The sequence below is a fragment of the Ruminococcus sp. genome, assembly GCF_019417665.1.
Classification (GTDB): Bacteria; Bacillota; Clostridia; order Oscillospirales; family Ruminococcaceae; genus Ruminococcus_C.
Genome location: NZ_DXUU01000075.1, coordinates 1 through 8,265, shown reverse-complemented (window position 1 = coordinate 8,265; position 8,265 = coordinate 1). Strand labels below are relative to the sequence as shown.

The window sequence follows — 8,265 nt, the reverse complement described above, 5'->3', positions numbered from 1 at the left end:
ATACATCTGGTCTGCAGGATTATCTCAAAAGCATCTGTATGCGCTATCTGGGCACCACAGGATTGCTGTACAGGGGGTGCTACTGATGTACACGAACAAAATCGGCTGCACGGTATACGAGCGCAAGGTAGGCGCAGACCGCATGGAAACATATATACGGCATTTTATCCCCACGATATATTGTGAGGATGCCAGAGGGCAGGCGCAGTCTGGCACAGGCACCATGAAGCAGCAGGACAGCGTGCTGTGCATCATTCCAGCCTCTTCCCTGTCCGATTACATCCCGAAGCGGAACGACCGGATTTTCTGCGGCAGATGCAACGATGCAGAACCGCCGGAGAATTGCCGGACAGTCATGGAAGTCAAGAACTTCCGCTATGGTTCTCCAGAGGTGCAGCACATCGAGGTGACTGCGGTATGATCATCAAAGTCAAGATGAATTTTAGCACAAAAAAGCTGAAAGCGAAGTCTGAAACGCTGAAAAAGAATGCCGTCACGTTCGTTGGCAATGAGCTGCTGCGAAAATGTGATCCATACGTGCCATTTGACACGGGTATGCTACGGGATTCCGGCGTTTCACATAGCAAGCCTGAGGACGGCTATCTCATGTGGAAAACGCCATACGCCATTAAGCAGTGGCGCTATGGCAAATCCAAAGGACTTCGTGGCAAAAAGTGGGCGCTCCGGGCGTGGGCTGACCACGGAAAGATCATCCTGAAAAATGCACGGAATATCGCTCCCGGAAAGGTGTGATGCTATGGCGATCATTCAGGCGATACGGGACTACATTGCAAGCTGTCCCCTGCTGAAAGACGGCGCTATTTTAGGCGTTGACCAGCTGGATGCGGATGCCATCGGATACACCGTGGACACTACGCCATGCGAGCCGATCGTGCAGAAATACACGGACGGCAGCGACAAGCGGCAGTTCCTGTTCGTGTTCGCAAGCCGGGAGAAATACGGTGAAAAGGTGCTGGAGAATATTGCAAACTCCGGCTTTTATGATGATTTTGCGGACTGGGTGGAACGTAACAATTGGCAGGGCATATTCCCCGACCTTGGGGATTACCGTACACCGTATCTAATTGAGATCACGTCCAGCGGCTATGCCTACGATACCGGAGACGATACTGCACGGTATCAAATACAACTGAGATTATTGTACTATCAAGATCGGAGGTACTACACAAATGGGTAATAATCTGAAAAACGCAGACCTTGTGCTGCGTACCGGAAAGCTGGCATTCTATCTGGTGCCCGGCAATTCCGCATATACACGTATGGAGGGCTTCACAAGTCTTTCCACGTCCAAGAATCCTACAGAATACGAACGTCAGTATGTGGACGAGGATTTCAAGCGCACGGACATCACCGGCTACAATACAGCCACATCCTACGCACTGGATCGATATAAAAAGCACCCTGTAACGGATGATATTATCGGGATCCACGAAAACGAGCTGCTGGGACAGGATGCTGTCCGCAGCATTATCCAGGTGGACATGACAACAGTGCAGGAACATGGAGGCATTTATACTGCACAGGGCAAAATGCGGGACTATGCTGTGATTCCGGATGCAGACGGCGATACTACCGACTGCATGACCTATTCCGGCAACTTTAAGACACGTGGTGAAATGGAGGATGTGACAGTCACAACATCGGATGATTGGCAGACCATTTCCATCGAGGGTCAGAAAATTGCCCCATATCTGACAGAACTCAGCGTGACATCCGGCGCGAGCGCAATCGAACTTACACCGGAATTTAACAAGGATACCGTTACATATACGCTGCCGACTACTACCAGCGTATATAACTTTTACGCAAAAGCGGAAAGCAGCTCCTATTCCATCACGCTGTTCGATGCAGGTTATCAGGCGGCATATGGTCAGGGCAGCATCTCTGCCGTTGGAAATACAGCAAGCGCAGAGAAGCAGTTTGCAATCATTGTTTCGAATGGTAACCTTTCCAGAACATACCGCATTAATGTTGTGAAGGAAAGCGAGTGATAATCCGTGGAAGATATGACCATATGGAAAGTAAATGGTCTGGAGTTGCATCTTGACATTGAGGATGCCGATACCGTAGAGCGGTACGAGGCAGCACTTGACCGGCTGGAAGCAGACGTCCCGAAGGACAAGTCCGAAGGAGCTGCCGCATACATCCGGGCATATTGCAAGGCATTCCGCACGCTGTATAATTCCCTGTTCGGCGATGGTACAGCTGCACGGATTTTTGCAGACGTGCCGGACAATGTACGAAAGTATACAGCAGTGTACGGTGATTTTCTGGCGTTTGTTTCAAAACAGGCGGCGCAGTCTCAGGCAGAGATGGTGCAGATTCGACGGAAGTATCTGCCGAAAGGCGGCAAACGGTGAACCTGCTCTATGAAGCACCGCCGGATACCGTGGATGTCGGAGGAAAGGCGTATCCAGTCTATACGGATTTCCGGGACTGGCTGCGCTTTTTTGATATGCAGGAGGACAGCAGCATCGACAAGCGGGAAAAGCTTCTGCTGATGCTGGAGTGGTACAAGGAAAAGCCGCCGCCGGAGCTGCTCCAGGAATCTCTGGAAGCGCTGATCCTGTTTGCATCCAGAAAGGATGCACCGCAGCCAGAGAACGGCAGAGAGACGGAACGGAAATCCACAGACAAGGTGCTTTCCTGGAGCTTCGATGCAGCATACATTTATGCGGCGTTTTTGTCTGTGTACCGTATCGACCTTATGACGGTGCCGCAGATGCACTGGCACGTCTTTCTGGCTTTGTTTGACGCTCTGCCGGATGATACGCCAATCAAGCAGCGCATGGGATACCGTGCGGTAAATCTGGCATCTGTCAAAGATCAGAAAGAGCGGCGCAGAATCGCAAAAATCCAGGAGCGGATCCGCATCCCACGGGAATCGCTGGACGCTTATCAGTGCGGCGAGTTTTTCGGATAAAAAAAATACGGTCTGTCTCTTGACAAACCGGGTGGAATCGGGTATAATGAGAATAAAGGAAGAGCATACCAGTAGACGGTCGCTCCCAAGTGAAGATTATAGAAATAACCGTTCAGTTTGCGAGGCTAGGGCGGTTATTTCCGTTTATTGCAATTTTGCAGGATGATAATAGCCTGGAAAATAACTTCGAGGAATGTAAGAAACTCCATCCAAGTCATAGCAACCACTCCCTTCCGGGAGCGTGGATTGACCGCCTACCGTTTATGGTATGCTCTCTTCCTGTAGTATACCAGATCTCGCAAAAATTGTCAAGAAAAACAAAAAAACGTGCATCTCCGGGAAACCGGGGGTGCATTTTTTATGCCCGTATGGAGGTGACGGAGTGACATTTTCCAAACTATCTGCAAAGCAAAAGCAGGTCTTTCGCTGGTGCTACCAGCCGGGCAGCTATGCACTGATCTGTGACGGCTCTGTGCGCTCCGGCAAGACAGCATCCATGGCGTGCAGCTTTATCCTCTGGGCAATGTCCAGCTTTCAGAATGCCCGGTTTGCCATCTGCGGCAATACGGTACAGTCCGCAGAGCGGAACATCATCATGGAGCTGGAGCAGATGGCGGACATCACCCACTATTTCCAACTCCACTACCTGGGAAGCAAGCACATTCTCACGGTCACTGGGAACGGCACGTCAAACCGGTTCCACGTGTTTGGCGGCAAGGATGAAGCATCCTATAAGCTGGTGCAGGGGCTTACACTATCCGGCGTGCTGTTTGATGAAGTAGCACTCATGCCGGAATCCTTTGTGAATCAGGCAATTGCACGTAGCCTGTCTGTGGATGGCGCAAAGCTGTGGTTTAACTGCAATCCGGACAGCCCGGAGCATTGGTTTTACAAGCAGTGGGTGAAGAAGTGCGACAAGGGCGAACGCAGTGACGCACGGCACATCCACTTCCTCATGCAGGATAATCCGGTCATGACGCCAGAGAAGATACGGCGGTCAGAATCCATGTTTTCCGGGGTATTCTACCGCCGGTATATTCTCGGTGAGTGGTGCGTGGCGGAAGGTCTGGTCTACCCCATGTTTGACAAGGAAAAGCACGTGGTGCATGAATTGCCTGACATGAAAGACTGCGACTTTTATATCTCCTGCGACTATGGTACAGTGAACCCGACCAGCATGGGACTGTGGGCGATGAATTGGTACACCGGAAAAGCCACGCGAATCCGGGAATATTACTGGAACAGCCGGGAGACCGGGACACGCCGCACCGATGAAGAACACTATGCAGAGCTGGTACGCCTTGCCGGAGATCTGGCGGAGCAGATACAGTATGTGCTTGTGGATCCGTCTGCGGCATCGTTCATTGAGTGCATCCGGCGGCACCAGCTGTTCCGGGTACGGCAGGCGGACAATGCTGTGCTGGACGGCATCCGGGACACTGCCACCCTGCTGGACTTGGGATATTTACAGTTCCACGAGAGCTGCGAAGACATCATCCGGGAATTCGGGCTGTATTGCTGGGATGAAAAAGCACAGACTGACGCAGTGATCAAGGAGAACGACCACGCCATGGACGACACCCGGTATTTCGTTAGAACGGCAATGCGGCAGACACTCCGGGAAATCAGATTGGAGGGATAACACATGATCGATGCATCTGCCATTGCGGCGGCAATTGGTGTGCCCTGCCTTGTCAGCGGCGACATGCAGCAGAAGATGCAGCTGTGGGAAGATATGTACGAAAATAAGGCTGCATGGCAGAACAAGCGTGTACGACCCATGCGGCTGCCGGCTGCCATTGCACGAGAGCTGAAACGACTGACTTTAACGGAATTCACCGCAGAAGTCAGTGACACGGAACTGAACAGCGGATTCCAGGCGATGGTGCCGAAGCTGCGGCGCTGTCTGGACATGGGTCTTTCCATGGGTGGCTTGCTGTTGAAACCGTATTATGCCGGCGATGTTCTGGTGGACATTGTGCCGCAGAATGCCTACTTGCCTGTGAATTATACGGATTGCACCTGTGACGGCGTGATCTGCCCGGAGGAGATCGCAGTGGGAAAAACCTACTACACCAGACTGGAGCAGCACACCTACGACAGGAACAAGCGAACCCACACCATCCGGCAGCGGTGTTTCAAGTCCGGTATGCCGGGTATTCTGGGAACAGAGTGCAGCCTTGCCGAGGTGCCGCAGTGGGCGGATATTCTGCCGGAAAAGGTGTATGAAAATGTACAGCGCCCATTGTTCGCCGTATTCCAGAACCCGGATGCAAACAACATTGACCCCACTTCTCCCCTTGGCGTTTCCGTCTATGGGGATGCAGTGGGATTTATCCGTGATGCAGATGTGCAGTGGGAGCGCACGCTCTGGGAGTTGGAATCCTCAGAGCGTGCGGTCAATGCAAGCGCCGATCTGTTCCGGTATGTTGGCGGAAAGCCTGTTCTGCCAAAGGGCAGGGAGCGCATGTATCAGATCGTGCAGACGGCGGACAACAAGCCATTTATGGAGACATTCTCCCCGGAAATCCGTGATACGGCATATTTCAATTCGCTGAATCAGATGCTGCGGCGCATTGAGAGCGCAGTGGGGCTTGCATACGGCACATTTTCCGAGGTTTCGGATGTGGAAAAAACCGCAGAGGAAGTCCGGGCATCAAAGCAGCGCAGCTTTGTCCGTGTCGGCGATATTCAGGCGAATCTGCGGACAGCGCTGGACGATCTTGTCTACGGGATGCAGTACTACCGGGACTATTACGCCAACAGGACACAGGAACAGGCAGAGCTTTCCTGCACCTTCGGGGACGGTGTCCTGGAGGATGCGGACAAGGAATTCCAGCGGCGGATGCAGATGGTCAGCGCCGGGCTGTACAGCAAGGAACAGTTTGTCATGTGGTACTTTGGCTGTGATGCGGAAAAAGCGTCGGAATATCTGCCGAAACAGGAGGACGACGGCGGACTGTTTTCCGGGAGTGAGACATAATGCAGAACTATGAACCGGATGTCTCGCAGCTGCTTGCGCTGTACCAGAAGCTTGAGGATGATATCATTGCAGACATGGTGCTGCGTATGCTGAAAATGGGCTTTGTGTCGGAATCTACGGCATATCAGGCACAGGTTTTGCAGACCGCCGGACTGCTGTATGATGATATCATTGCCATGATTGCGCAGCGTACCGATGCCAGCGTGGAACAGGTCAAGGCGTTGTTTGAGGACGCAGGTGTGGAAACAGTGGAGATCGACAACGAAATTCACGAAGAAGCCGGAGAAGCTCCGGTGGATATCCGGCAGGACAGCGGCATGAAGCAGGTGCTGGAAGCCGGGTATAAAAAGACGCTTGGTACCATGAATAATCTGGTCAGCACCACAGCAAGCACCACGCAAAAAGCCTTTATTGCCGCCTGTGACCGGGCGTATATGCAGGTGTCCAGCGGTGCGTTCAGCTACCAGCAAGCCATCCGCATGGCGGTGAAAAATCTGGCAGACAGCGGCGCCTATGTCACCTACCCAACCGGGCACCGTGACCGCATTGACGTTGCGGTGCGGCGGTGTGTGCTGACTGGCGTTGGACAGACTGCGGCGGCAGTGGCAAAAAAGCGTGCAGAGGATTCCGGGTGTGATTACATGGAGCTGACAGCCCATTCCGGCGCACGTCCGGACCATGCGAAATGGCAGGGGCAGCTTGTGCGCATCCGTGGAAACGGCAAGGAAAAGGTCATTGACGGGCTGAAAGTATTCACGCTGCACGAGATCGGCTACGGCAAAGGCGATGGCTTTAAGGGCTGGAACTGTCGGCACAACTGGCATCCGTATTATCCGGGGCTTTCCACACCGAACTACACGCAGGCAGAGCTGAAAAAGCTGGACGAAAAGAGCATCCCATACAACGGCAAGAAGTACACGGAGTATGAGGTCAGCCAGATGCAGCGCACGGCAGAGCGGAAAGTCCGTGCGCTGAAACGGCGCACGCTGGCGGCGCAGACGGCTATGGACAACGCACCGGACGAGGACACCCGGATGGTGCTGCAAACCGAGTACATGGTCACAGCGGCGAAACTGAAAGATTCTGAGCGGATTCTGAACGACTTCTGCCGGCAGACCGGGCGACGGCGTGATACGTTCCGTGAACAGGTCGCAGGATTCGGGAAGAGTGAGGCGCAGAAGGCTGTGCATGCGGCGAAAAATGACTTGACACACAAAGATTACAATGATATAATACACATGAGAGGAAAAATGTCTGATCTTGATGTGCGTAAATGGTATGATGCACATGACAAAGAAATATATAGGCATATTGATACAAGTAAACCAATTAAAGAGCAGGCAAAACAAGCTCATATGTTACGGAACCAGTACAAATTCCAGGCACGAGAGCTTATGGAAGATCAAGAAAAGAGAAAATGGCTTGATCAAGATTTTCCACTTCACGATTTCTCGTATTATTTTGAAAAATACAGTCAAATATACGACAACGAAGAAGATGTTTATAAAGCTATTGTTGATAGCTCAATGCGTCCAAATAAAGAAGTAAATAAAAAGTTTGGATTGGGGTGATTGGAATGTTTGAATATAAAATTTGCAACATTTATGATAAAAATATTTTTTCAAGGCAATGCTCTGCGATAGAACAACACATTCCTAATATCACTAATGGAGATTCATTAAGTGATGTAGATGGATCACAGTTACAAATTTATACTTTGCCAAATGGAAAAAAGATAAAAGTAAGAAACAGTGTTGATTTTGGTGTGAGCATAGAATCAGATGTTGATATCGAAAGATATTTTAATTAAATCCATCATAAGGAGGCGCACTTTGCACAATGAACAATTTCACAATTGTATACAGAATCCTGAAGGCATTGGAAGCAGCTATGGATTCAGATGGATTTGATGCTGATGCTATTTCGGCAGAGCATCTAAAAATCACGGAAAGCCGAAGAGATAAACTGCTGATACAATTGTACAAAGCAGGATATATCGAAAATCTTCATGTGAAAACATATGTTGGTGAAGCGTTTCCGACAGTTCAAATTTTGCCTAACACAACAATCACATTAAAAGGACTTGAATATCTCGAAGAAAATTCATTGATGAGCAAAGCAAAAGATTTTATCAAAGAAGCAAAGGACTTTATTCCAGGTTTATAATTGATTAAGCGTACCACCAGGTGCGCTTTTTTCATACCCAAAACCCAGCGTCCAGAGCAATCCGGGCGCTATTTTTCTGCCCTGTAGGAGGTGGTTTGAATGGCAGACGAGGAAAGCGTAAGAGCCTGTTCAGTATCTTTTTATGTGCGGATTTTCGAGCATAATTTTGTCG

General features: G+C 50.7%; 11 protein-coding genes. All 11 read left to right on the top strand.

Annotated elements, in window-relative coordinates; genetic code table 11:
* Positions 1-85 precede the first annotated feature (85 nt).
* The 11 genes from QZ375_RS12880 to QZ375_RS12830 all read left to right on the top strand — a co-directional run bounded on the left by QZ375_RS12880 (position 86) and on the right by QZ375_RS12830 (position 8,093).
* The gene (locus QZ375_RS12880; protein ID WP_295219659.1) at positions 86-421 is read left to right on the top strand and encodes a hypothetical protein; all 336 of its coding nucleotides are present in this window, start codon (positions 86-88) and stop codon (positions 419-421) included.
* Entirely contained in the window at positions 418-753 is a 336-nt protein-coding gene (locus QZ375_RS12875; protein ID WP_295219658.1) for a minor capsid protein, read from the top strand. The genes QZ375_RS12880 and QZ375_RS12875 overlap by 4 nt, the downstream gene beginning before the upstream one ends.
* A 4-nt stretch (positions 754-757) precedes the next feature.
* Complete coding sequence (locus QZ375_RS12870) at positions 758-1,198, top strand: chloramphenicol resistance protein (RefSeq protein WP_295219657.1); 441 nt, start codon at positions 758-760, stop codon at positions 1,196-1,198.
* Complete coding sequence (locus tag QZ375_RS12865) at positions 1,191-2,012, top strand: hypothetical protein (RefSeq protein ID WP_295219656.1); 822 nt, start codon at positions 1,191-1,193, stop codon at positions 2,010-2,012. The genes QZ375_RS12870 and QZ375_RS12865 overlap by 8 nt, the downstream gene beginning before the upstream one ends.
* 15 nt (positions 2,013-2,027) lie before the next feature.
* Complete coding sequence (locus QZ375_RS12860; RefSeq protein ID WP_295219655.1) at positions 2,028-2,381, top strand: DUF6673 family protein; 354 nt, start codon at positions 2,028-2,030, stop codon at positions 2,379-2,381.
* On the top strand, positions 2,378-2,944 hold the full coding sequence (locus tag QZ375_RS12855; protein WP_295219654.1) for a bacteriophage Gp15 family protein: 567 nt from the start codon (positions 2,378-2,380) through the stop codon (positions 2,942-2,944). The genes QZ375_RS12860 and QZ375_RS12855 overlap by 4 nt, the downstream gene beginning before the upstream one ends.
* Positions 2,945-3,326: 382 nt before the next feature.
* Positions 3,327-4,586, top strand: coding sequence for a PBSX family phage terminase large subunit (locus QZ375_RS12850; protein WP_295219653.1), 1,260 nt, complete (start codon positions 3,327-3,329; stop codon positions 4,584-4,586).
* 3 nt (positions 4,587-4,589) lie between these two features.
* The gene (locus tag QZ375_RS12845) at positions 4,590-5,927 is read left to right on the top strand and encodes a phage capsid protein (protein ID WP_295219652.1); all 1,338 of its coding nucleotides are present in this window, start codon (positions 4,590-4,592) and stop codon (positions 5,925-5,927) included.
* Positions 5,927-7,498: a phage minor capsid protein gene (locus QZ375_RS12840; protein ID WP_295219651.1), complete on the top strand. Its 1,572-nt coding sequence runs from the start codon at positions 5,927-5,929 to the stop codon at positions 7,496-7,498. The genes QZ375_RS12845 and QZ375_RS12840 overlap by 1 nt, the downstream gene beginning before the upstream one ends.
* Positions 7,499-7,503: 5 nt before the next feature.
* On the top strand, positions 7,504-7,737 hold the full coding sequence (locus QZ375_RS12835) for a hypothetical protein (RefSeq protein ID WP_295219650.1): 234 nt from the start codon (positions 7,504-7,506) through the stop codon (positions 7,735-7,737).
* A 29-nt stretch (positions 7,738-7,766) separates the two neighbouring features.
* A complete protein-coding gene (locus QZ375_RS12830; RefSeq protein WP_295219649.1) occupies positions 7,767-8,093 on the top strand; it encodes a YjcQ family protein in 327 nt (108 codons plus the stop codon).
* Positions 8,094-8,265 lie beyond the last annotated feature (172 nt).